The organism is Novosphingobium soli (genome assembly GCF_042432915.1).
Classification (GTDB): Bacteria; Pseudomonadota; Alphaproteobacteria; order Sphingomonadales; family Sphingomonadaceae; genus Novosphingobium; species Novosphingobium soli.
On the sequence record NZ_JBHLWK010000048.1, the window covers coordinates 1 to 1,304 of the forward strand.

Below are 1,304 nucleotides of genomic sequence, written 5' to 3' on the forward strand. Positions count from 1 at the left end.
TGTCGCCGGCCAAAGAAGGCTGCAAGCAGCATAAATTACGTAAAAACAACCAGATACATCAAAGGTATCGCAGCATTCAATGACGCACGTGCGAATCTATTTGCGCACTGTGCCATAATAGATGACATTGAGCGTGAAATTTCTGGTGGAATTCAGCACCATGATTGCACGCAAGCCGCCGCCTTCGGCTCGTCGTTCAGAAGCTGCATTGGCAACAGGCACGGCGCTGTATCCAGCGTTTCGCCAGTACGTTCCGCTTGATGCGCCTTTGACGGCGCAGGCAGTCGTGGCAATTTCGACCGTAACCGGACTCAAGGAACGACGAATTCGCGAACTCGCCCGGCGATTCCGAGATCACCCCGTCGCAGAATCGTTGGCGTCGTTGCCCAAAGGACCCAAACCAGGAAGCCGACGTGGTGGCCCAACCGTGCTGGCTGCGATCGACACGCTCATCGGCGAGATTCACTTGCGCAAGGCCGGCGCGAGCATGAAGGAAACTGCTCGTCAGGTTCGCGGACTCCTAATCGCCGACAACGGCGATTATCGTTTTGAAGCCAGTGAAGTGCCAAGCGAACGCAGCATTGAGCGGGCGATTGCGGCGATATCGGACCCGGTGCGGGCACGCACCATGATGGGCTCGAAGACGCGCAGTGCACATGAGCCGCATGCGGGTGAGTATTTAAGCCGGGGCTTCCTGGACCTCGTTCAGATGGATCATACGCGGGCCGATGTAATCCTTGTCGACAGCGTGCAGCGCAAAGAGCTGGGGCGCCCTTGGGTGACCTTGCTAATCGAAGTGCGGACCCGATGTATCCTTGGCTTCTATGTGAGCTTTGGGGATCCCTCGATATTTCGATGCGGGCGTGCGATCGCCAATGCGATCCTGCCAAAGCATAGCCTTTTGCAGGCGTTACAGCTTGATGTCGACTACCCAATGCATGGGCTATTCAAGCGGCTACACGCTGACCATGCGGCAGCACATCGTGCACAATCCTTCCGGTCCGCGTGCCTTTCCCACGGCATCGATCCGGATGTCAGGCCACGTGGCCCCGCGCATTTCGGTGGCCATATCGAGCGCCTGATTGGAACGATGATGGCCAAGATGCGCTTGTTGCCCGGTGCGACGGGAGCAAACGCCACCAAGCGCGACGGTTATGACGCTGGTGCGGCCGCTGCGATGACCATCGATGAGTTTGAACGCTGGTTTGTTCGGGCAATTTGTCTCTATCACGCCGAGCCGCACGCCGGCTTGGGCGGCTGTGCGCCGGCGCAGGCTTGGGCCGAGGAGGCGAGGAGCCAAGGGC

The 1,304-nt window shown here is 58.7% G+C and carries 1 protein-coding gene; it reads left to right on the forward strand.

What is annotated here, in order from left to right; translation table 11 throughout:
- Positions 1-121: 121 nt before the first annotated feature.
- On the forward strand, positions 122-1,304 hold a 1,183-nt coding region (locus ACFFJC_RS21200; RefSeq protein WP_379489234.1), incomplete at its 3' end, for a TnsB C-terminal domain-containing protein.